At 68.9% G+C, this 20,935-nt stretch carries 23 protein-coding genes, 1 tRNA gene and 3 pseudogenes; 15 read left to right on the plus strand and 12 right to left on the minus strand.

Annotated features, from left to right (window positions below):
- Window positions 1-138: 138 nt before the first annotated feature.
- A complete protein-coding gene (locus ABD385_RS36540; RefSeq protein ID WP_344583979.1) occupies window positions 139-723 on the plus strand; it encodes a GNAT family N-acetyltransferase in 585 nt (194 codons plus the stop codon).
- Between the two features lie 665 nt (window positions 724-1,388).
- On the plus strand, window positions 1,389-2,651 hold the full coding sequence (ltrA, locus tag ABD385_RS36545) for a group II intron reverse transcriptase/maturase (RefSeq protein ID WP_344583980.1): 1,263 nt from the start codon (window positions 1,389-1,391) through the stop codon (window positions 2,649-2,651).
- Between the two features lie 33 nt (window positions 2,652-2,684).
- Here the strand turns inward: ltrA and ABD385_RS36550 are convergent, their stop codons facing one another.
- The 3 genes from ABD385_RS36550 to ABD385_RS36560 form a co-directional block, all read right to left on the minus strand.
- On the minus strand, window positions 2,685-3,152 hold the full coding sequence (locus ABD385_RS36550; RefSeq protein ID WP_344583982.1) for a transposase: 468 nt from the start codon (window positions 3,150-3,152) through the stop codon (window positions 2,685-2,687).
- 947 nt (window positions 3,153-4,099) lie between these two features.
- On the minus strand, window positions 4,100-4,873 hold the full coding sequence (locus ABD385_RS36555; RefSeq protein WP_344583984.1) for a nuclear transport factor 2 family protein: 774 nt from the start codon (window positions 4,871-4,873) through the stop codon (window positions 4,100-4,102).
- Window positions 4,874-4,931: 58 nt separating this feature from the next.
- Window positions 4,932-5,306 (minus strand): cupin domain-containing protein, encoded by a 375-nt coding sequence (locus ABD385_RS36560; RefSeq protein ID WP_344583986.1) that lies wholly within the window; start codon window positions 5,304-5,306, stop codon window positions 4,932-4,934.
- A gap of 98 nt (window positions 5,307-5,404) precedes the next feature.
- On the opposite strand from ABD385_RS36560, the gene ABD385_RS36565 reads away from it, so the two are divergent.
- Together ABD385_RS36565 and ABD385_RS36570 are read left to right on the plus strand one after the other, a co-directional pair.
- A complete protein-coding gene (locus ABD385_RS36565) occupies window positions 5,405-5,890 on the plus strand; it encodes a MarR family winged helix-turn-helix transcriptional regulator (protein WP_344583988.1) in 486 nt (161 codons plus the stop codon).
- A gap of 268 nt (window positions 5,891-6,158) precedes the next feature.
- Window positions 6,159-6,476: a VOC family protein gene (locus tag ABD385_RS36570; RefSeq protein ID WP_486388776.1), complete on the plus strand. Its 318-nt coding sequence runs from the start codon at window positions 6,159-6,161 to the stop codon at window positions 6,474-6,476.
- 4 nt (window positions 6,477-6,480) lie between these two features.
- Here the strand turns inward: ABD385_RS36570 and ABD385_RS36575 are convergent, their stop codons facing one another.
- Window positions 6,481-6,969, minus strand: coding sequence for an SDR family oxidoreductase (locus ABD385_RS36575; protein WP_425585560.1), 489 nt, complete (start codon window positions 6,967-6,969; stop codon window positions 6,481-6,483).
- Window positions 6,970-7,278: 309 nt separating this feature from the next.
- A complete protein-coding gene (locus ABD385_RS36580; protein ID WP_344583994.1) occupies window positions 7,279-8,520 on the minus strand; it encodes an FAD-dependent oxidoreductase in 1,242 nt (413 codons plus the stop codon).
- Between the two features lie 84 nt (window positions 8,521-8,604).
- On the opposite strand from ABD385_RS36580, the gene ABD385_RS36585 reads away from it, so the two are divergent.
- On the plus strand, window positions 8,605-9,399 hold the full coding sequence (locus tag ABD385_RS36585; protein ID WP_344583996.1) for a TetR/AcrR family transcriptional regulator: 795 nt from the start codon (window positions 8,605-8,607) through the stop codon (window positions 9,397-9,399).
- 18 nt (window positions 9,400-9,417) lie between these two features.
- Complete coding sequence (locus tag ABD385_RS36590) at window positions 9,418-9,579, plus strand: GMC oxidoreductase (RefSeq protein WP_344583997.1); 162 nt, start codon at window positions 9,418-9,420, stop codon at window positions 9,577-9,579.
- 232 nt (window positions 9,580-9,811) lie between these two features.
- Here ABD385_RS36590 and ABD385_RS41490 read toward each other — a convergent pair.
- Window positions 9,812-10,153 (minus strand): annotated as a pseudogene (locus tag ABD385_RS41490) (IS1634 family transposase); the annotation flags it as partial.
- A gap of 214 nt (window positions 10,154-10,367) precedes the next feature.
- Between ABD385_RS41490 and ABD385_RS36595 the strand changes: the two are divergent.
- Window positions 10,368-11,408 carry a methyltransferase gene (locus ABD385_RS36595; protein ID WP_344583998.1) on the plus strand — a complete coding sequence of 347 codons (1,041 nt, stop codon included), beginning with the start codon at window positions 10,368-10,370 and terminating at the stop codon, window positions 11,406-11,408.
- A gap of 629 nt (window positions 11,409-12,037) precedes the next feature.
- Window positions 12,038-13,189 (plus strand): FAD-binding oxidoreductase, encoded by a 1,152-nt coding sequence (locus ABD385_RS36600; protein ID WP_344583999.1) that lies wholly within the window; start codon window positions 12,038-12,040, stop codon window positions 13,187-13,189.
- 15 nt (window positions 13,190-13,204) lie between these two features.
- Here the strand turns inward: ABD385_RS36600 and ABD385_RS36605 are convergent.
- Window positions 13,205-13,489, minus strand: a pseudogene (locus tag ABD385_RS36605) (hypothetical protein); the annotation flags it as partial.
- On the opposite strand from ABD385_RS36605, the gene ABD385_RS36610 reads away from it, so the two are divergent.
- On the plus strand, window positions 13,407-14,897 hold the full coding sequence (locus tag ABD385_RS36610; RefSeq protein WP_344584000.1) for a carboxylesterase/lipase family protein: 1,491 nt from the start codon (window positions 13,407-13,409) through the stop codon (window positions 14,895-14,897). The pseudogene ABD385_RS36605 and the gene ABD385_RS36610 sit on opposite strands and share 83 nt — an antisense overlap.
- A 296-nt stretch (window positions 14,898-15,193) precedes the next feature.
- The gene (locus tag ABD385_RS41495; protein WP_425585561.1) at window positions 15,194-15,649 is read left to right on the plus strand and encodes a hypothetical protein; all 456 of its coding nucleotides are present in this window, start codon (window positions 15,194-15,196) and stop codon (window positions 15,647-15,649) included.
- 73 nt (window positions 15,650-15,722) lie between these two features.
- On the opposite strand, the gene tpx is transcribed toward ABD385_RS41495, so the two are convergent.
- Window positions 15,723-16,106, minus strand: a complete 384-nt coding sequence (gene tpx / locus ABD385_RS36620) for a thiol peroxidase (protein ID WP_344584002.1) — start codon at window positions 16,104-16,106, stop codon at window positions 15,723-15,725.
- Between the two features lie 140 nt (window positions 16,107-16,246).
- A complete protein-coding gene (locus ABD385_RS41500; protein ID WP_425585562.1) occupies window positions 16,247-16,327 on the minus strand; it encodes a hypothetical protein in 81 nt (26 codons plus the stop codon).
- Between the two features lie 53 nt (window positions 16,328-16,380).
- Here ABD385_RS41500 and ABD385_RS36630 point away from each other — a divergent pair.
- From ABD385_RS36630 to ABD385_RS36640, 3 genes and pseudogenes are all read left to right on the plus strand, one after another.
- Window positions 16,381-17,157, plus strand: a pseudogene (locus tag ABD385_RS36630) (NADP-dependent oxidoreductase); the annotation flags it as partial.
- A gap of 30 nt (window positions 17,158-17,187) precedes the next feature.
- The gene (locus ABD385_RS36635; RefSeq protein ID WP_344584004.1) at window positions 17,188-17,508 is read left to right on the plus strand and encodes an NIPSNAP family protein; all 321 of its coding nucleotides are present in this window, start codon (window positions 17,188-17,190) and stop codon (window positions 17,506-17,508) included.
- Between the two features lie 56 nt (window positions 17,509-17,564).
- Window positions 17,565-18,011: a GlcG/HbpS family heme-binding protein gene (locus ABD385_RS36640; protein WP_344584006.1), complete on the plus strand. Its 447-nt coding sequence runs from the start codon at window positions 17,565-17,567 to the stop codon at window positions 18,009-18,011.
- 337 nt (window positions 18,012-18,348) lie between these two features.
- Here the strand turns inward: ABD385_RS36640 and ABD385_RS36645 are convergent, their stop codons facing one another.
- Window positions 18,349-18,816, minus strand: coding sequence for a hypothetical protein (locus tag ABD385_RS36645; protein WP_344584008.1), 468 nt, complete (start codon window positions 18,814-18,816; stop codon window positions 18,349-18,351).
- Between the two features lie 181 nt (window positions 18,817-18,997).
- Between ABD385_RS36645 and ABD385_RS36650 the strand changes: the two genes are divergently transcribed.
- Window positions 18,998-19,071, plus strand: a tRNA-Met gene (locus ABD385_RS36650).
- Window positions 19,072-19,273: 202 nt separating this feature from the next.
- Here the strand turns inward: ABD385_RS36650 and ABD385_RS36655 are convergent.
- Both ABD385_RS36655 and ABD385_RS36660 read right to left on the minus strand, forming a co-directional pair.
- Window positions 19,274-19,447 carry a hypothetical protein gene (locus ABD385_RS36655; RefSeq protein WP_344584010.1) on the minus strand — a complete coding sequence of 58 codons (174 nt, stop codon included), beginning with the start codon at window positions 19,445-19,447 and terminating at the stop codon, window positions 19,274-19,276.
- Between the two features lie 371 nt (window positions 19,448-19,818).
- Window positions 19,819-20,580: an SDR family NAD(P)-dependent oxidoreductase gene (locus tag ABD385_RS36660; RefSeq protein WP_344584012.1), complete on the minus strand. Its 762-nt coding sequence runs from the start codon at window positions 20,578-20,580 to the stop codon at window positions 19,819-19,821.
- Window positions 20,581-20,682: 102 nt separating this feature from the next.
- Here ABD385_RS36660 and ABD385_RS36665 point away from each other — a divergent pair.
- A partial coding sequence (locus ABD385_RS36665; RefSeq protein ID WP_344584014.1) for a helix-turn-helix domain-containing protein occupies window positions 20,683-20,935 on the plus strand: 253 nt, incomplete at its 3' end.

Below are 20,935 nucleotides of genomic sequence, written 5' to 3' on the forward strand. Positions count from 1 at the left end.
GGGAAAGGACAGCCCCAGTGGCTTTGTTCACGAGGACGGGTTCTGGCTCAACTTCTGTGACGCGGTCGCTGCGAGCGACGGAGGCAGCGTGATCTCCATCTTGCTGTGAGGTAGAGATTCCGAAGCTACGGTGCAATGGTGAGCAATGACTCCCTCCTCGGCCGCACCGTCCGTCTCATCCCGCTGTCCGTCGATCATGCAGAAGAACTGTTCCCCTCTGCCTCGGATCCCGAGGTCTGGCAATGGATGCCTCGACCTCGTCCCGACTCCCTGATAGAGATGCGGGCGATGATCAGCCAGATGCTGGCCGATCGAGCCCGGCGGTGCTTCGCGGTCCAGCGCCTGATCGACGACTCGGTAATCGGTTCGACCAGTGTGTATGAGCTTGACCTCGCCGCGAGCCGCGCTGAGATTGGTGCGACCTGGTTCGATCGTTCTTGTTGGGGTGGCCCCTATAACGCCGAGTCCAAGCTTCTGCTGTTCGGACACGCCTTCGACGACCTGGGGCTTGCTCGAATCGCCCTGCGGACCGACAACCTCAACGTGCGGTCCCAGCAGGCTCTGACACGGCTGGGGCTGGTCTACGAAGGGACGCTGCGCAGCCACATGGTGCGCCAGAACGGTACGCGTCGTGATTCGCTGTATTACAGCGTCCTCGTGGACGAGTGGCCATCGGTGCGCGACAAGCTGCTCACCCGGGTCGCAGCCAAAACCACTGTCTGATCGTGCAGTTACCCGTCACGGCGCGAGGCGGACTCGCTTCCGCAAGAGAGCCGAGCCTGCCCGTCCGAACATCTGGCGCTTGGTGTGTCCTGACCGCAGAGAGGAGTCGCTGTGTAGGCCGATTTCTTGATGCGATGCTGCGTGGAAGATGAAGGATCTTGGCCCTTCGGAGCCGCCCTGCGGAGGGAGGCCCCAAACCGCCTCATGCCGCGTTGGCTGAAGACCGTCGTGGTGAGCGATGAGGAAAAGGCGCCCCTGAGGCGTCAGGTGGGGATCGGGAAGACGAACGCAAGTGAATCGTTGCTGACGTGTCGAAACAGATACAGATGACATCAAAACTGGGGTGTCAAGCGGATCCCGGGATGAGTCTGGCGGGTGCTCGGCTTACTGGCCAGGCGGTGTCCGGCATGTAGACGACGTGAGCCCGATCTGCGGCTTCCACGTGGAACAGGAGAAGGCGCGCACGGATACGCCCTGCTCGTGAGGGTGGGGGAGAGGGAGCATCCCAAGCGGTGACCCCGTGAGGGATTGAGTACCGTCGCCGGGCGCGCCGGCGGACCGGCTCGTAGTAGTGGTGAAGCTCCTGTAACGGGGGTGGAGCGAAGGGGCCGGGTTGTCCGTGGCTGGTTTGTTCGATCAACCGGAAGTTCTCCGGGAGGAGTCGCGTGAACAAGCTGAAAGCACCAGACAAGCCGTTCGAGATCTCGAAGCGGGCAGTCTGGGAGGCGTGGGAGAAGGTCAAGGCGAACAAGGGAGCGCCGGGGGTGGATGGACAGACGATCGCGGAGTTCGAGTCCGATCTGAAGAACAATCTGTACAAGATCTGGAATCGAATGTCCTCGGGGTCGTACTTCCCTCCGCCGGTGCGTGCGGTGGAGATCGAGAAGGCGCATGGCGGCGGCACGAGAATTCTGGGTGTCCCGTCTGTCGCTGATCGGATCGCGCAGACGGTCGTGGCCCAGGAGTTGGAGCGGAAGGTCGAGCTGATCTTTCATCCCGACTCCTACGGGTATCGGCCCGAGCGGTCTGCGCTCGACGCTGTAGCGGCCTGCCGACAGCGGTGTTGGAGGACCGACTGGGTGATCGATCTGGACATCCGGAAGTTCTTCGACACCGTGCCGTGGGATCTGGTTGTCAAGGCAGTCGAGGCAAACACCGAGTTGCCGTGGGTGGTGCTGTACGTCAAGCGGTGGCTCAAAGCGCCGCTGATGCTGCCCGACGGCTCGTTGCAGGTCCGGGACCGGGGAACCCCGCAGGGATCCGCGGTCTCGCCTGTGCTCGCGAATCTGTTTCTGCACTACGCGTTCGACGCATGGCTCGCCCGGATGTTCCCTGGCGTCGCCTTCGAACGCTACGTGGACGACGCGGTGGTGCACTGCGTCAGCAAGGCCCAGGCGCACCACGTGCTTGCGGCTCTTCGGGAGCGGATGAACGAAGTTGGGCTGGAGTTGCACCCGGACAAGACCAGGATTGTGTACTGCAAGGACAGCAACCGGCGCGGCTCCCACGAGCACACCGCGTTCACATTCCTTGGGTTCACCTTCCGGGCTCGCCAAGTGCGGCTGAAGACCGGGAAGATGTTCACCGGTTTCAATCCAGCGATCAGCAACGACGCCCTGAACAAGATCAGTAAGCGGGTGCGGTCCTGGCAACTGCACCTGCACACCGAGGTCTCCGAGACGGACCTCGCCCGTCTTATCAATCCGGTCGTGCGAGGTTGGGTGAATTACTACGGCGCGTTCTACCGATCGGCGCTGTATCCCCTCCTGGGGCGCATCAACGCCTACCTGATGCGCTGGATCCGCAAGAAGTACAAGCGGCTACGAGGACGGAAGAAGGCACAGACAGCGTGGAACAGGACCGTCATTCAACGGCCCCGGTTCTTCGCCCACTGGGCCTGGGTATCCACCGTTCCTGTGGTCTGGTGACCAGGACGACAAGAGCCGTATAAACCGAGAGGTTTACGTACGGTTCTGTGAGGGCCGGGGGCTGCGATGCCCCCGGCTACTCGACAGTGTCTTGATCCGGTTGACGTGGCCTTCGACGGGACCCGAGTTCCAGGGCAGGTTAAGTGCGGCGATGACGGCATCGAGGTCACGGTCGATGCCGGCGGCGAGGACGTGGAGGCTGGGCAGGTCGTCCTGCCGGACGGCGTTGAGCCAGTGCGGCAGGCGCTCGCCCTGGCGCTCGGTGAGCATGACCGCGAAGGAGCGGACATGCCGGATCAGGGCGTCGAGTTCGGGGCAGGGGGAGCGGACGGTCTTGAGCTGGAGCTGTTCGGGCTCGGTGGGGGTTTCAGGGCGGCTGAGGATCCATCCGGCGACCTTCCGTGGCGAGGGCGGCCGCGCCGTCACCGGTTGCGGCGAAGTGCGCTTCTTGTGCAGGTAGGCGCGGACGCGCTGGTAACTGCCTTCGTAGCCGAGCGGCACGATCTCCTCCCAGAGTTTCCAGGCGTGCGGTCGTCGAAGTAGGTCATGTACTCGTCGAGCACAGAGGTTGCCGTGCCACGGACCGCTCGCTGTGTCCGGCGGCCAGCGGTGCGTGAATGGTGGCGTGCCTGGCACGGGTGCGCTCGGAGAACCGGTGGCCGGTCGGCCAGGGTGAGCTGGACGGCTTCTCTTCTGCTGCGGACCCCGGCTCGGGTTCGAGGGTCGAAGGGACGAGGGCTCTGAGGGAGTGGCGGTGTTGGGCGACGGACCGTTCGGCGGCTTCGCTCAGGTTGTGCCAGAGGGTACTGGTGGGCCGTCGGCGAGGTGCCTGCTGAGCAGGTCCTTTTCCCACGGCCCCCAGCCCGAACGACGCATGCGACTTTCACCGCACATCGCTCTCCGGTGACTACTCCGTGAGTGCTGGGACAAACCTTCGTCCGTGGATGGCCGCGTGACAACTCGCGCAGACCGCAAGGGTTTTGGTGTCGTGCGGCCATGAGATCTACCCACGGTGGCCGGTCGGGACCTGGCTTTCCGAGGTCAGCGAGCTTGGCGACGTGGTGGACTTCCACCCCGTCGATGCGTCCGCATGACTCGCATCGCCCGGCGGGGAGCCGGGTGACCAGCTCCTTGCGCTTGGTGCTGACCGGTGCCAGCTGACGGTCGGTGACAACCGTCTTCTTGTTCTGTCGCAGCGGGATGCCGCCGAGCCGTCCGACCAGTGGCTTCCTGCCGGTGCGTTCGACGCGGGCCTCGAACGCCGTTGTGCGGCCAGTAGACGGGCGAGGAACTCGACGACGTGGCGCGGGACGTCGAGCGTGGCAACATAAGTGACCAATGTGAAGCCTCTGGTTCAGCGGACGATCTTGCGCAAAAGACCATGGCGCCTCTGCTGGTAACCGGCCACTGGGTCGGATACATCGAGGCCGGATACGTAGCCCTGGGCGTCACCGCTGGGGTGTGGCCTGCTGGTCACCCTCAGTGTGATCAGCGAGGCACTCGCACTCCTCACGCTCGGCTTGGTCCGGCGATAGGGAGAAGTTCTCCCGCGCTGGATCACCTTGCTGGCCCGTCACCGATTGCCCAGGGCCAGGTTCCTCCTGATGCCCCCTGGCGGCGGTCGCGGGCCACAGATCAGCCCTGGGGCCGAGCCAGTCGAAAAGGGATCGGTAGAGCCGTTGGACCGGTGCGGGGCGGTCGTCGCCGTAGAGGTCATCGGCGATGGGGTAGCCCCTGGCGTTGAGCAGGTGGGTGAGCATCCGGTAGGTGGGCCGCGCCCGGGCCAGGGCGTCCGGGTCGATCTCCAGGTGTGTTCCCGGCACGCTGGGGAGCAGGTTGTCCCGCTCGTAGATGGGATCCAGGGAGACGATCACCCAGCGGCCGGTGCGCCGCTCGGCGCGGTAGAGGAGCCGTGTATGTGAGGTGAGGTCCACTTCCACGCCGTCGAGCTCGCTGCGCATGTGGATGGCGGCGGCCACCTCCACCACGGCCCTCGCGCCGAGAACGTCCACGGCGGGCGGGCCGAGGGTGTGGGCCGCACTGTCACCGCGGGCGGCCATCTCCCGCGACGCGGCCACGAAGTCGGCGCCGCTCCCGCGAAACCAGCTGAGGCGGATGGCCGCGTCGACTGCCAGGCACTTCCGCATGTGCGACCACCAGCCCCGATCGCGGCTTCGGCGCTCGTGCAGGATCAGCTGTGACACCTCGGTGACGTCATCCATCAGCGGACCTTTCTGCTGGACGGATTCGCGGTGGCGTGCCCACCGTGGAGGATTTGGCTCATTGGGCCCACGGCGGTGGGAAGGTGGCACCGCCGACGGTCGCCTTCATGCCGGCCGAGGTCATCGCCGTGACCGCCGCCGGGGCCTGAGCGGAGGCGTTGCGCAGCCGCAGGACGGTGTTGGCGGGGACGATGACGGCGTCGCCCGGCCCGGCGAGCACTTCCTGGCCTGCGATGCTGGCCGACACCTCTCCGTCGAGGACGACGAAGACCTCTTCGCGGTCCATGTGGTGCGGTTCGCTCCGTGCGCCTGGTGCCAATTCCAGTGACCAGACGGCCAGTTCGGTGCTGCCCCGGGAGGGCACGGCGAGTGGGCGGAAGGTGAAGCCGTCGCGGTCGAAGACCGGCGCACCGGCGAGGGGGGACAGGGGCATGGTGCTCCTCCAGGCGATATAGTCAACCCACTTGACCATTTGACGATATGCCGCACACAGGGACACGTCAACCCGGTTGACCAATTGAAGGAGAGGCCATGCCGACCAACCCCGATCTCGCCGAGCGCCGCCCGGGGCAGGTGCCCCTGCTGCTGGCCATCACGCACCGGGCGATGACCGACCACTTCCACAGCCGCCTGGCCGAACTCGGACGCGAACCACTACGTCCCGCGCACGGCTACACCTTCCGCTATCTCGCCGGCCACCCGGGTGCCACCACCGTCGATCTCGCTGCCCATCTGGGCATCACCAAGCAGGCCGCTTCCAAGGCCGTCGCCGAGCTCCAGGACTGGGACTACGTCCAACGCCAGCCCCACCCCCTCGACAAGCGGGCCCAGTCGCTCACCCTCACCGAGCGGGGCCGCGAGTACGTGCGCCTGGCCGACCAGCTGTGGGCGGAGGTGGAACAGCGGTTCGCCGAGGTCATCGGCCCCGACCGCCTCGCCGCACTCGACCGGGACCTGCGCGCCTACATCGACCACGTCTACGGTGATCAGCCCGTCCCGCTCCGCCCGGTCTGGTGAGCGCACCGGCAAGTCCCAGCGAGGTCAGCCCACCCCCCCCAGGCCAGGCTGTGGCGCTGCCGCGGGGTGATGATGGTGGGCCAGGGCCGGTACCCCACGCCACCGGAGGCGGAGACGACCTGGCCGGAGGTGATGTGGCGCTTGGTGCGCAGTGGTGAGCGCGGCTGCGTGCAGACGTGCCGCACCGCCGCGCCTGTCGGTGACCAGGACCCTGCATGCCCGCTCGGCTCAGGAGGCCTGGTGCGGCAGCGCTCTCGGGCTCGTTCACGTGGACGAGCGCCTGGAGATGCCCGAGGCGGGGGTCCGCACCGTGGTCCTGAGCGATGCAGGCGGACTGCGGGTGGAGTTCGTGGAGCGGCCCGGTTCGAGCCCTGCCGCGCCCGCTGCCCCTTTCACGGTCACCGCCGTGCAGACCTTCGCCCATCTGGCGCTTCAAGTCCCGTACCTTGACGCCGCGTTCGGCCGCCTGACCGGCGAGTGCGGTGCGGCCCCGGTCTCACCCCCTGCGTCTGGCGTGACCACGGGCATGCGCTACGCGTACATTGCCGATCCGGAGGGGAACCTCCTGGAACTGATCGAGGTCTGATGACTCAGTCGCCGGTCCTGGTGATGGCGCAGAGGCCGTGAACGCCGTCTGTGCCACCGAGCGTTGCCGCGCTCGCCATCGTGGCATGGCGTGAACCGGCAAGAGCTCCCTCGGGGATCTTCCGCCGCCACCGGTACGCCCCGAGTCGTGCACGGAGCAGGTCGGTGGCAGCGGGCCTGGTCCCGGTCCAGAGCCGGGCGGTGCCGCCGTCGACGAGCAGCGCCGCGCCGGTGGTGAAGGAACTCTGGTCCCGGGCCAAGTGGAGGCCGGCGGCGGCGACTTCATCGAAATGGCCGATGCGGCCGAGTGGGGTCGGCTCGGTGGACTCCCGGGCACTGTGGCCTGATCGCTCTGAGGGGACGCGGCCCGTACCTCGTCGCCGCCGGGGCTGGCGCCGTTGAACACGGCCAGAGCCGGGCCGAACGGCACCTGCCCGTAGCGTGACAGACCTTCTCGATGGCGGTCGGCGCAGCCCAGAAGACGCGGCCGTCACGGATCTCCAGATCTGGAAGTCCGCTCGATATCCCGGCGAATCGGAGGCGTGCCCGGCGAGCGCATCGCCGGACGTCCCGTCGTTGCCAGCCAACAGGTCGCGCCGTCCCACACTTCCACATCGAGGTGTTGTGACCACTACTTGCATCCACCTCACCTGGGTTCGTTGCTTCCGGAACGCCAGATGCGTGATCGATGGTCGAGGAATTTCGTGTGGGGAGCTTGTGCCGGATGACGATTCGCCGGGTGGTGTCCGACCGCCCCTGGAACGGGACGGGGCCGTCTTGGGCCCAGCACCGGGCCCGGTGGGCTACGCCCTCGCCGGCTCCGCCGGGGGGCGCCGGGCGAAGGCCGGGGCGTGCTCCGGCCGAGGGCCCAACGCGACGAGCCGGGAGGGGAGTTGGCGGAAGCCGGGGAGGTGCCGGGTGGCGAGGACCAGCGAGGTGGGCGGGCCGAGCCGGCGGCCGGTGAGGACCGGGGCGAAGAGGCCGTCGTGCAGCATCAGCTGCATGCGTTGCAGGATCGCCATGGGCCGCCATCGTCGCCGCTGGACCTTCGCGAGGTCGGCGGTGGTCAGCCGGCCCTGGCGCAGTGGTTCGGCGAGCATTGTGGCCGCCGCGACCGCGTCCTGGATGGCGAGGTTGATCCCCACTCCGCCGGCCGGGGACATCGCGTGGGCGGCGTCACCGATGAACAGGACGCCGTCTGCGTACCAGCGCGGAAGCCGGTTGAGTCGGACGTCGAGCAGGTGGACGTCGTCCATGCTCGGCAATTGGTCGACCCGGTCCGCGTACTGCGGCATGAGGTCGGCGATCCGTGCCCGGAAGCGTTCGATGCCTTCGGTGCGTAGACGGGCGTCGGATCCCTTCGTGGTGAAGTAGGCGATCTGGAAGTAGTCGTTCCTGGTGATGCTCAGCGCGAACTCGCCGGCCCGGAACGCGGGGACCAGCTGGGGCTCCTGGGCTTGCTCCGCGGCATGCCTGGGCAGCCGGAACCACCAGGTGTCGAATGGGACCGGGAATTCCTGAGGCACCAGTCCGGCGTCCTGGCGTAGTGCGGAGTGGCGGCCGTCGGCCGCGACGGTCAGGGTGGCGCGGATCTCGCCCTCCTCGCCGTCCTGGGTGCGGTGGCGGACGCCGACGACCTTGCCGCCCTCCCGGATCAGTCCGGTCGCGGCGGTGTTCATCCGCAGGGTGAACGATGCCTCTCGCCGGGCCTCCTGGGCGAGCAGATTGAGCAGGTCCCACTGCGGGATCATCGCGATGTAGTTGTAGGGCGCGGGCAGGGCCTCGAAGTCGGTCAGTCGCGTCAGGCCGCCGTCCGATGTGGGCACCGCCATGTTGCCGAGCTTGCTCTGCGGCAGCGCGGCGAACTTCTGACCCAGGCCCAGCTCGTCCATCAGTCGCACGGTGGACGCGTGGACGGTGTCGCCACGGAAGTCGCGCAGGAAGTCCCCGTGCTTCTCCAGCACGGTCACCTCGATTCCGGCCCGCGCCAGCAGCAGGCCCAGCATCACGCCGGCCGGTCCACCCCCTGAGATGACGACGCTCATGGCACTCTCCCCTCGCTCCGACTGGAACTCTCACATACAGAGTCTTTGGAACGGTCTCAGATGTCAAGGCGTATCATGTTCCACGTGCAGGAACACGAACAGATGCAGGATCTGGTGACCGCCGCCCTGGCGGCGGCAAGGGAACGCGACCGGGACGTCGCGGACGTCCCGCTGACAGCAATCGCCGCAGCGGCCGGCGTCTCCCGCAGCACGCTGCTGCGCCGGCTGGGGGGATCCCGTGGCGCCCTGGACGAGGCGGTCCGGCGGGCAGGCATCGACCCCGGCGGCCGTCGACCGGTCCGCGAACGCGCGATCGAGGCGGCCGCGCAACTCGCCGCCGAACGGGGACTCGGCGCCATGACCCTGGACGCCGTCGCGGAGCGAGCCGCGTGCTCGCTTCCCAGCCTGCACACGGTCTTCGACGGCCGGGACGGCCTGCTCGGCGCCGTCTATGAACGCTACGGCCCATTGCCCGACCTCGAGGCCCTGGCCACCGACCCGCCGGAGCGCCTGGAGGACACCGTGCAGGCGCTCTACCGAGCCGTGATCACGGCGTTCGACCGCGAGCCGCGCGTGCTCCCGACAATCTTCGCGGACCTCTTCAGCCGGCCGGACGGGCCCGCCGCGCGAGCGATGCGGGCGTACCTCCCGCGCCTGTACGACAGCCTCGCCCGGCTCCTGCTGCCACATGTGGAGTCGGGCCGGATACGACCGCTGCCACTCCCGATCCTGGTCCAGCTCCTACTGGGCCCGCTAGTCACCCACACCCTCCTGCGCCCCGTCCTTGAACCCGTGCGGGGCGCCGATCTCCCACCCGTGAACGAGGCCTGCGAACTCTTCGCCGAGGCCTACCTGCGCGCGGTCACCTGGCGGGAATAAGAACTCATCTCATTTCGGGTGGCAGATGACGACGTCGTCGTCGATGCCGAGTTGCGGGTCCGGGGCGTGGAGAACCTGCGTGTCGCCGACGCGTCGGTACTGCCCCGAGTGACCTCCGCGAACACCATGGCGCCGTGCCTGGTCGTCGGGCACCGGGCGGCCACCTTTCTGCGCGGCTGACCGGACGGAATCAGGGACGCAAACGCAAGTCAGGCAAGGACCTCCTGTTCGGTGGGTTGGCTGGCAAGGCCCGCGGCGGGCCTTGTGCTGAGAATCCATCTTTGAACCTCTGATGATCTAGTTCTTGCGCCTGGTCGGAGCCCAGCGCACCTCGTAGTACGCCTTGGCGGCCTCCAGGTTTTCCTGGAACGTCGCGTCGGCGACCGGCCGGACCATGACGAGCTGCTTCAGCGGGCCGCAGGTCGGTGATCTGTTTCATGTCGCGCCCGCCGCGCTCGACCTCCAGGAGCTGCTTGTAGTCCAGGGCGATGTCCTGCGGGCTTGAGTTTGGGGTCGGAGCAGTGCAGGAAGTACTTGCCGTCGAGGTTCTCCTCGGTCTTGATCCTGGCGGTGTCGATGTGGAGCTCGTCGGCGGGGGCAGGGAGTGGTTCAGGCCGGGCTTGTCGGCGATCCTCCCGCGCAGTTCGCCCCGTTTGACGTCGCCGAGCTGGTCGGTGTCGGTGATCAAGTCAGCCAGCTGGGCGCCGAGTTGCTCGCGTATGTGGGTGATCCGGAGCGGAGCTTCTCGCCGGTGATGTAGCGCGACGCCCAGGTCGCAATCGACGCATCGGAGGCTCCCGCGCGACACCGGCAAGGAGTCGAGGGGGCTGCCTCAGGGTCTGCCGGTGCCTCACGAGGAAGGGAAGTGGCCGTGCCCCTCCCCCTGCCGTCGCGTTGGGTAGTCGATTGGATACGCTGGGAATCTATTCGGGGGTATCCGGTCTCACCGGATCGACGAAAGGACGACGATGGAGATCGGGCTCGCCGGCTTGGCCCCCACGAAACCTGCGCCCGCCCTCGCCATGCTCCGTCTGCTCGGCGGATTCCAGATCTCGCAGGCGCTCTACGTCGCAGCCCGGGCCCGGATCGCGGACCAACTGCTTGAGGGGCCGCGGCCGTTGCACGAGCTGGCGGAGTCCTCCGGTCTGTGGCCCGAGCCGCTGGCCAGGATCATCCAGGCGCTCGCTGTCGAGGAAGTCTTCGACTACGACGCCGAGACCGAGGAAGTCCGGCTCGGCAGGCTGGGCCGCACACTGGCCTCGGGGGTGTCGGACTCCGTCCGTAACGTCGCGCTCACCTGGATGGAGACCCACTACCAGCCGTTCGGTCACCTGTGGCAGACCGCCGAGACCGGTCGGCCGGCGGCCGATCTCGCCCTTGGGATGCCGTTCTTCGACTGGTTGGGCCAGAAGCCGGATCGGGTGGAGACGTTCACCGCCGCGATGACCGACTTCGTCAAGGCGATCCGTCAGGACGCGGTGAACGCCGTCGAGTTGGACGGTGCTCACACACTGGTCGACATCGGCGGCGCGGACGGGACCGTGCTGGTCACCCTCGCGAGTCGCTACCCGGAACTGCACGGTGTCGTCTTCGACCTGCCCCATGTGGTCGAGGCCGCCCCCGAGCTGCTCCGCGCCCACCAGGTCGACGACCGGATCACGACGGCCGGCGGCGACTTCTTCACCGAGGTCCCGCCGGGCGACTGCTATCTGCTCAGCTTCGTCCTCCATGACTGGTCCGATGAGAAGGCCGGGCACATCCTCGACCGGATCCACCAGGCCGCCTCCGTGCCGGACGCTCGACTGGTGCTGGTGGAGACCGTCCTGGACCGGGGCGACGCCCCTCAGATCGCCCGACTCCTCGACCTCACCATGCTGGGCATGCTCACTGGCCGCGAACGCTCCAGCGCCGCCTGGCGCGAACTCCTGGCCGCCAACGGCTTCCGCTTGGACCGGATCCGTCCGACGGCAGGCCCCATGTGCGTGATCGAAGCGACCCGGACCGGCTGAGCTGCTGCGGCGACCAGGAAATTCACCGGCCCGGGCGGTCTCGCGTCCAGGCAGTGAGGCGTCCCCTAGAGCGTGGACACAGGGGTTCATGCGGCGAGTGTGAGATAAGGGGAACTCCGGGCCGCCCGGCACCGAGCGGAATCCGCCCGCCATCCCACACCCGAAAGGCACGCCACTACCGCGCGTAGGGCACCGGAAAGCTCTCCGCAGAGCCCTCTGACATACCGCTGAAGCTGAGACGCCACTGCCTGGTGGGCGCGAAGCGCAGCGGGCCCAGCAACGAGGCGCAAGATCGAGATCGTCAGAAGTTCAAAGATGGGTTCTGCGTGCCCGGCTTGCCGGTCACAGCCTCCGACGTCGGGGATCAATCAGGCAGCGGCTAGCGGTAAGCCCGCTGCGGGTCTTCAGCGATGCGGAGTTCGACGAAGCCGGCGTGGGCCTGAGTGACGGCATCGGGGTACGCCTGCCGCCTTCGCTGTGCCATGGGTCGTCAGACGGAGAGTCAGGGACTCGGCGCGGTTGTGGTCGGCCACGGCCCAGCACCGCACATCCGGGGGCCGGCTTCCTTGCCCAGGGTCTTGGCGGAGCGGGGGATGGCCTCGGCGGCGACCCGCTGAGGAGTCGGCAGGGTGCTCCCACCGTGGGACGGCGGCCGGCTCGGCGGTGCCCTCGTCGTCCACGCGCACGACGGTGGGTTCGCCGGACAGCACCGCAGCGTCGGCGGCGTCGGTCAGGTGGCCGTACCGGCAGCGGCGACATCAGGGTGCGTCTCAGGCTGGTTGGTGGTCAGCAAGGTGTTCGGGTCGTCGGGGTTGGCCAGCTGCGTGACGTTGGGCGCATGGGGCACTCATGAGGCGCGCCGGGGCCTGGATCCCGCACGGCTGGTCACGGAGGCCGCTGTTCCGATGCGGAACGCTGCCGTGTCGTCCCGGGCGGCCTGCGTCGCCCGGTGCCGGACCACCGCCGACGTCCAGGCCGCCGTCCGGATCGCCCACGCACTCGGGCTGCCGTTGGCGGTGTTCAGCGGGGGCAACGACTGGCTCGGCCGAGCCGTACGCGACCGTGGCCTGGTCATCGACGTCTCGGCGATGAGCACGATCGAGGTTGATGTCGAGGCGCGGACCGCCCGGATCGGCGGCGGTGTTCGTTCGGACGCGCTGGCCCGGGAGACAGAGTCGCACGGCCTGACGCCGGTGACCGGCACGGTCGGGCTGGTGCACATGCTCGGGTTGAGCCTGGGCGGTGGCTACGGCCCACTGGATGGGCGGTTCGGACTGGCCTGCGACAATCTCGTCGCCGCCGAACTCGTCACCGCCGACGGGGCCGTGCGCACCGTCGACGGGGAGTACGAGCCGGACCTGCTCTGGGCCCTGCGCGGCGGTGGCGGCAACTTCGGGGTCGTCACCGCCGCGGTCGTGCGGCTGCACCGCATCGGCCCGGTGTACAGCGGGATGGTGGTCTACCCGTGGTCGCAGGCGGCATCGGCACTGACCCGGCTCGACCCGCTGCTCACCTCGGCACCCGACGAACTCAGCGCGCAGACGATCATCACGAGTGGACGCGACGGAACTCCCTTGGTAGCGATCATGCCGACCTGGAGCGGCGGTGCAGGGAGAGCATCTCCGCGAGCGTCAGTCGCAGCACGTCACGGGGGTGCGGTCGGTCACCGAGCTTTTCGAGCCCCTGGTGTACGCGCGCCGAGGTCTGCTCGGACGCGAAATCCATGGCGAAGGAGGGCATGCGGTCCGGGAGGCGAAGTAGTGCTGCAGCTGTCCGAGTGACATGCCCGCCTCCTGCGCCACCACGCGCATCGTCAGCTGTGTGACGCCGCGCTGCTCCACCACCCGCCACAGTGCGCGGGCGATCGCTTCGCGGCGTCCGCGGTGATCCACCTGTTTCGGCATCGCCAGCCCCTCCCTCGTACCCGAGGTGTTCCAATACACTCGACATAATACGCCTGACCGATAATCCTGGAGTCCACCCGACGGAGGCATCGACATGTCCGAACAGCCGAAGGTACGAACCACGGAAGGCGTGGTGCAGGGGCGCAGGCGGCAGGGGCATGCGGTGTTCCGCGGCATCCCCTACGCCCAGCCCCCGGTCGGAGCGCTCCGCTTCGCCGCGCCCGCGCCGCCGCACCGCTGGGAGGGGACGAGGCAGGCGGTCGAGTTCGGCCCCGCGGTGCCGCTGTCCCTGCCGATCGACGTGCCCCCGCAGGGCACCGACTGGCTGACGCTCAACGTCGGCACTCCGGATCCCGGCGCGGCGGGACTGCCGGTGCTGGTGTGGATCCCCGTGGGCGGCTACCTCTCGGCGGCGTCGAGCGACCCGATGTTCGACCCGGCAGCGCTGGCCGAGGCGGGAATCGTCGTGGTGACCATCAACTGCCGCGTGGGCGCGGAGGGATTCGCGTTCCTCGACGACGTGCCGCCCAACCGCGGATTCCTCGACCAGATCGCGGCGCTGGAGTGGGTGCAGCGCAACATCGCCGCCTTCGGAGGCGACCCCGGCCGGGTCACCGTGGGCGGGGTGTCCGCCGGGGCGGGCTCGGTCGCCGCCCTGCTGACGATGGAGTCCGCGCGCGGCCTGTTCCGGCGGGCCATCGCCCATTCGGTGCCAGCGCTGCACAGCACCCCCGCGCTGGCACGGCAGGTCACCGCCGCGTTCGCGGACCGGCTCGGCGCGGCGGCCCCCACCGCCGAGGCCCTGCGCGACATCGACCCATGGCACCTGGCCGCCGAGCTCACCTCCTTCAACGCCGGCCTCCACGCGCACCGGGAGAGCTGGGGACGCCTCACGGACACCGGCACCGCGCTGTGCCCCGTCGTCGACGGCGAGGTCCTCCCGGAAACGCCCTGGCCCGCGCTGACCGCCGCGCGCGCGAGCGGGACCGAACTGCTCGTCGGCCACACCCGGGACGAATTCCGGTACTTCAGCGTCGTGAGCGGACGGTATGGCACCTTCACCGAGGAGGACGCCCAGGCAGCCCTGGAACTGCACGCCCCTCAGCCGGACGGCGCGCGGGCCTACCGTGCCGCGTTCCCGCAGGCAGGCCCGGAGGAGTTGGTGGAGACGGTGTACTCCGACGCCCTCTTCCGCATGCCGTCACAGAAGCTGGCCGAGGCGAACGCCGCAGCCGGCGGCACCTCGTACCTGTTCGAACTGTGCTGGGTGGCCCCGGCCCTCGGCGGTATCCTGGGCGCCTGCCACAGCCTCGACATGCCCCTGGCGTTCGGCACGCTGGACAGCCCCGTCGCCACCCAGCTCATCGGCGAGGAGCCTCCTCCCGAGGCCGTCGCGCTCTCCCGCGAACTCCAGGAGGCATGGGTCCGCTTCGTCACCACCGGCGACGCGGGCTGGTCCGCCCACCGACCCGGCGGGCACCTCACCCGCGTCCTGGACGCCGAATCGAAGACTCTGCCCTACCCCGAACAGACATCCCGCCAGATATGGGAAGGCCACGCCCCCACCCCCTTCGATCATTCGTAATCGTCCGGGGCGGCTCCCACCTGAGGGTTCCAGATGCGACCGCGCCGCGGCAGTAAGCCTGCCAGCAGGGCTGCGGCAACACTGTCCACACCGACGCGCACGCACGTCAACTCCGCGAACGCGCTGACGAGATCGACCAGCTCGCCGGCGCCGCACCCGGCCCCCTGGGCAATCGCCTCCGGCTCAACGCCGACAGGCTCCGCACCATGGCCGACACCCACGACGCCACCGCCCAGCCTGCCAAGGACCTCGCATGAACCCAGCACCAGGGCGAACGCACCCGTATACGCGAGGCCATGGACCGGCTCCTGGCTGGTGAGGCCACCGCCTCCAATGGCGGCCTCACCGTCGTCGCCCTCGCCGCCGAGGCCGGAGTTCACCGCATGGCCCCGCAGGAGCAGCACGCGGACCTGAAGAACGAGTTCTTCGAACGAGTCCGCGCCGAGACGAAACAGGTACCAGCGCCGGAGAAACGGCTCAGGGAGACAGTCACCAGGCTGAAGAAGACCATCGCCAACCAGAACGAGGAACTACGGCACCTACGCGACCTGGTGACCCGGCTGGCCTTGGCCAGCGCCATTCTCACCCGGGACACCAACGCGCCCACGCAGCCCGACCCGGTCTCGGCCACGACAGCGGACAACGTCATCCCGTTCCGCTCACCCAGGAGCTGGCAGGCCTACGAGTACACCCGTCCACATCGCCCGCGGCCGGACACGTTCACGAACGCCTCCTCCCATCCGCAAGGGTGAGGGTGATGGCTGCTCCGGCAGACGGCATCGGCCTCACCAGCGCTTAGCACGGGTGGTGGGGCCGATGCCGTCCCTACTTCAAGGCAGCCAGCGCGGCATCGTATTCGGGCTTCTCGGAGATCTCCGGGACCAGTTGCGAGTGCACGACCTTGTCGGCGGCGTCCAGCACGATCGCAGCCCGGGCCGCGAGGCCAGCCAGCGGGCCGTCCTCAATCGCCACGCCGTACTCGGCAAGAAACTCTCGGTTGCGGAAGGCGGACAAGTTGTGGACATTCTCCAGATCCGCAGATCCGCAGATCCGCAGATCCGCAGATCCGCAGAATCGCGCATGCGCGAAGGGCAGGTCGGCGGAGATGCACAGCACGACCGTGTCAGCCAGCTCGCTGGCCACGGAGTTGAACTTGCGCACTGAGGCCGCGCAGGTGGGAGTGTCCACGCTGGGGAAAACGCTGAGCACCTTGCGCTTTGTCGAACCGGGTGGCTACGGCCCGGAAGCCTTTGAGGGCGTTCACGGTGCGTTCGGCTTCGTTCCTGCGGGCGTACTGGTCCCGGTTGAAGCCGGTGGATCTGCCGCCCGCGCTGCCACGGCGTCGGCCATCAGACCGTCTTGATGACCCCGCCGTCGACAAGGATGTCGCTTCCGGTGATGGCACCCGCCCGTGGAGAGGCGAGGAACACGATCGTCGCCGCGACTTCCTCCGGCTCGATGATCCGGCCGATGCTGATGCCCGCCGCCGTTCACCCTCGGATGGGACGTGTCCGGTGTGGTGGAAGAGGTCGGCTTCGGTGTGACCACGCTGAAGGCCGGCGACGAGGTGTACGGCATGCCGTGGTTTCCGCGCGTCGCCAACGCCTACGCCGAGTACGTGACCGCCCCGGCCCGCCAGTTCGCCCGCAAGCCCGCCGCCCTCGACCACGTGCACGCCGCCGCCGTGCCCCTGGCGGCGCTGACCGCCTGGCAGGCCGTGGTCGACACCGCGCACGTCCAGGCGGGCCAGCGCGTCCTGGTCACCGCCGCCGGCGGGGTCGGCCACTTCGCGGTCCAGTTCGCCCGGCACCTCGGCGCCGACGTGATCGCCACCGCCAGCGCCGCCCGCCACCCCTGGCTCAAGGAACTCGGCGCCAACGAGACCATCGACTACACCACCACCCGCTTCGAGGACGCCGCCACCGGCGTCGACGTCGTCATCGACCTGGTGGGCGACGATCACGACCAGACCAGCACGCGCTCGCTGAAGGTCCTGCGCCCCGGCGGCCTCCTGGTCGCGATCCCGGCCGGCGTCTCTCCGGAGCTGGCCCAGGGGGCCGAGGCGGCCGGCGTGCGGGTCACCCCGTTCCTGGTCGAGCCGGACGGCGCGGCCCTGGCGACGATCGCCCACCTGATCGACGCCGGCCATGTCGCCGTCGAGGTGGCGGAGACCTTCCCGCTGGAGCAGGCCGGCACGGCCCACGCCCGCGGCGAGTCCGGCCGCACCCGCGGAAAGCTCGTCCTCACCGTCACCAACTGACCACTTCAGCACGCACTTTGGAGTCGCACCATGTACTACGAGATCCGCCGGTACCAGGCGCAGCCCGGACTTCGCGAGGAGTGGGTGCGCTACATGGAGGGCGTCGTCATCCCGTTCCAGACCTTGCTGGGCATGGACGTGACCGCCTCCTTCGTCGACGACCAGGACCAGGACGGCTACGTCTGGATCCGCCGCTTCGAGGACGAGGCCCAGAGCAAGGCCCTGTACAAGGCGGTCTACGACCACGACCGCTGGAAGAACGAGATCGGACCGGCCGTCAACGCCTTGCTGATTCCCGAGAAGACCGTCGTCACCCGCGTGGTCCCCACCTCCGCCTCACCACTGCGCTGACGCGGCCCCGACCGCTTCACCCACCACCTGCACAGCACAGCGACAAAGGAATGTTCATGAGCACCGACATACTTCAGAAGTCGGCCCCCTCCTCCTCGATCACCCAGGTGGCGGCCGGCGCGCTCATCGCGGCGGTGCACGCCGCGGCCGCCCGGCTCGGCTTCACGGCAGCCGTCGCCGTCACCGATGCGGGCGGGCATCCGAAGGCGTTCGACCGGGCCGACGACGCCCCCTTCCTCACCGCCGAGGTCGCCCTCGACAAGGCGTGGACAGCAGCCTCCTTCCACATCCCCACCCACACGTGGAACGACTACCTGGCCAACGCGCGCGTCGCGCCGCTGGCCGGTCACCCGCGTCTGATGGCGGTCGGCGGCGGCTACCCGATCATCGACGACGGCCAGTGCGTCGGCGGCCTCGGAATCTCCGGCGGCAGCTACGAGCAGGACCAGCAGGCCGCCGAGGAAGCCCTGGCCGCCCTCGGGTTCGAGGTGCCCGCTCACTGACCGCCCGTCGGATTCCACCACCTGAACGTCCGGCTCCGCAGGCACACGCGCGATGCGGATCCAGGCAGACTCCGCAACTACCTCAACCACCGGCGCGCCGCCCACGATCAGCACGCCGAGCCGGTCCCTGACCACTGCGACCTGGCCGTCGACGGGTCCCTCCCCACCGATGTCCTCGCTCAGCTGGTCTGGACAGCGATCGCAGTCGAGGGGTTAGTCCACAGCTCTTGCCGATTGCTCAGCGAGCGCCCGGGCCTGGTCGGGGCCGGCCGCGACACCGTCCCCCGCCGAAGCCATCAGCGGGAAGGCACCCGGCGGTTGTACGTCGCGGAGGTGGTCAGCTGAGCTCGTCGGCTCCGAGCTCACTCCGCATCGCGGTGCGGAGCCTCGTGAGGGCTTCCTCGTACGCTCCCCGGCCGCCGGTATACCGCTCATCGCCAGCCAGCGTGCCCTGCGCCGCGATGTCGCGGACGTCCCTCAGTCGGCGAAACGCTGCCTCCGACGTCGTGACGACCGCCGCAGATGCAGTGATGGACATCTGATAGCGGATCTCGTAGCACGGAGCGAAGCTCTCTCGAGCCGTTCTCTCCCGCTCGGTGGCGTCGAGTTCCGGGGTGCGGGCCAGAAGCCGGAAGGAGTTACGGACCTTCGACAAGCAGGCCAAGTACTCGCCGTACAACTCTCTGCGCACCTCAGCGAGTCGATCGCGTTGGTCTCGCCGCCACCTTCGGCGGTCGAGGTAGGCGCTGGAAAGCGTCGCGATGACCGCGCCGACGACGGCACTTGCTAACGTCCACCACTGCATTCTCGGACCGTAGGCGAAGTCCCGGGGTGCTGGGGGAGCACAACCGGGACGGAGACGAGCCACAGCCGGCGAAGGAGCATCGGCCCCAGGACCGACCCGTGCCCCGCTGCCGGCGACGTCAGGCCGGGGCGGAAGTCGATTCGGTCGATCCGGCGCGGTGCCGTAGGGTTCGGTGTGCCGTCGCGGGGTGGAGCAGCTCGGTAGCTCGCTGGGCTCATAACCCAGAGGTCGCAGGTTCAAATCCTGTCCCCGCTACTGATGACGGTGAAGGCCCGGTGGATCCCACCGGGCCTTCACCGTTTGCGTTCTCGATCGAGGTCGAGATGGGGTCCCGATGCGCGCCCATGACGGCGATCCGTAGAGCCGAGCGAGGGCTGGTGACCGTCGCCGGCAGCTGGCCGTGCGGGGATGCCCAGGACGAGCGCACCGGACGCTCACCACGTCGATCGTCGAGCGTTCAGCGCAGCAGTGCCGCCGTGGTCCCGGCGGCCGCGCGTTCGGCGTCGTCCTCGCTGACCCGGGCCCGTTCCTCCAACGGCAACACGGCAACACGGCAACTGCAGGAGTCCGGCCCGCCGCGCAGCGCCTCCGTCTTGATGATCCATTCACCGACCTCCAAATGCCGGCTCACCCAAGCCAGCGTCAACGGTCGGACGGACCCCCTCTCATCGTGGTTGACCCCGTGCCATCTCATCATCCGTGCGGCAGCACGCGCACAGCTTTCAGGACATGACCAGCGCCTTTCCCCAACCTGGATCGGCGGGCCGCTCCGCCCACCCGGGTGCAGAGCGGTAGTCAGGACGGGAAGCCCGAGCTGCCGGAGCCGCCTGCCGGAGCCGCCTGCCGAAGGCGACGAGGGCGGTAGTGCATGGCGAGGCCAGCGTGCTGGTCCGGCCTGGCGGCACGGCGCGCGTCGGGGTGATCAAGGCGGCCGCGGCGTCCACACAGAAGGAAGGCCGGGTCGGATTTTGCTCTCAGACTGCTTGGTGGCGTGCGGGTTCGTCAGCTCGCGCGGGTGGCGGTGATGCCGCCGTCGACCGCGATCGTGGCGCCGTGCACGTACGCTGCCTGGTCCGAGGCCAGCCATGCGACCGCAGCCGCGATATCGTCCGGCGTGCCGGCGCGCCCGGCGGGCAGGTTTTCGGTCATGCGGCGGATGACGCCGGCTGAATCGTCGTTGATCGGCGTCCGGGTGGCGCCGGGCGCGACGGTGTTGACGCGGACGCCGCGCGGCCCGAACTCGGCCGCCCAGCTCCGGGCGAGCTGCGCCTCGGCGGCTTTCGACGCGGAGTAGAGGCCGACGAAGGCGTGCCCGACCTCCGCCATCCACGAGCCCACCACGACGATCGCGCCGCGGCCGCGTTCCGTCATCGCGGGTGCCAGCGCGGCGGTGAGGACGTGCGGGGCGCGGATGTTGACCGCGAGCGTCCGCTCAAGGTCCGCGTCGGACAGGGCGAGCGTGTCCACGGCCGGGCACACCGCGGCGTTGTGCACCAGCAGGTCAATGATGCCGCCCGCGGCGTCGGTGGCTTCCCGGGCGAACGTGCGCAGGGCGTCCGGAGTGGCGGTGAGGTCGGAGGCGATGAACAAGGCGTCGCCGCCGTTGTCGCGGATCTCCTTCACCACGGTCTCGCCGCGAGCGGTGTCGCGGCCGGTGACGATGACCCGCGCGCCTTCGGCGGCGAGGCGGTGCGCGGTGGCGGCGCCGATGCCGCTGGTCGATCCGGTGACGAGGGCCGTGCGGCCGGTGAGTGTCTGGGTCATGCCCGCCAGGCAACACCGGTTCCGGGCGGGGTACCAGTGCGAGCGTTGCCTGGTCACGGTATGACCAGGCAGGCGATCGTGACGCTGTCTATGCTGGTGGGCATGGCAGCGGACCGTGCGGCACTCGGGGCCTTCCTACGTTCGCGGCGGGACAGCCTGACCCCGGCACAAGCAGGGATTGAGCCGTTCCCCGGGCCGCGGCGGGTGCCCGGACTGCGCCGCGAGGAGCTGGCCGTGCTCGCGGGGCTCAGCCCGGACCACTACAGCCGTATCGAGCAGGGGCGGCAGCCGACGATCAGCGAGGACGTCGTGGAGGCGCTGTCGCGGGCGCTCGGACTCGACGGCGTGGAGCGCG

The organism is Streptomyces lunalinharesii, assembly GCF_039532155.1.
Taxonomy (GTDB): Bacteria; Actinomycetota; Actinomycetes; order Streptomycetales; family Streptomycetaceae; genus Streptomyces; species Streptomyces lunalinharesii.